This window comes from Burkholderia sp. SIMBA_051, from assembly GCF_046534915.1.
GTDB classification, from domain to species: domain Bacteria; phylum Pseudomonadota; class Gammaproteobacteria; order Burkholderiales; family Burkholderiaceae; genus Burkholderia; species Burkholderia ambifaria.
Genome location: NZ_JAWRXS010000157.1, coordinates 1 through 302, shown reverse-complemented (window position 1 = coordinate 302; position 302 = coordinate 1). Strand labels below are relative to the sequence as shown.

Here is a 302-nt window from a genome sequence, read left to right as displayed (position 1 = left end):
GGCTGGTCGCAACCGTGCTCGACGCCAACCTCGATCTGCAGGCCGCCGCCGAACGCGTGAAGCAGGCGCAGGCGCTGACCGCACGCAAGCGCGCGGCGCTGCTGCCCGAGCTCGATGCGAGCGCGCACGCGGCCGACGCGCGCCAGAACACGCCGCCGCCGCTCGGCTACGTGCGGCAAGCCGGCGCCGGGCTCGCGCTGAGCTGGTCGCCGGACGTGTTCGGCGGCGAGCGGCTCGACCTGCTGGCCGCGCAAGCCGAACTGGTCGGGCAGAAGCATGCGGAAGACGCGATGCGGCTTGCA

General features: G+C 74.2%; 1 protein-coding gene. It reads left to right on the top strand.

What is annotated here, in order from left to right; translation table 11 throughout:
- Positions 1-302 (top strand): TolC family protein (locus SB771_RS33990; protein ID WP_410721913.1); only part of this gene is annotated, 302 nt, incomplete at both ends.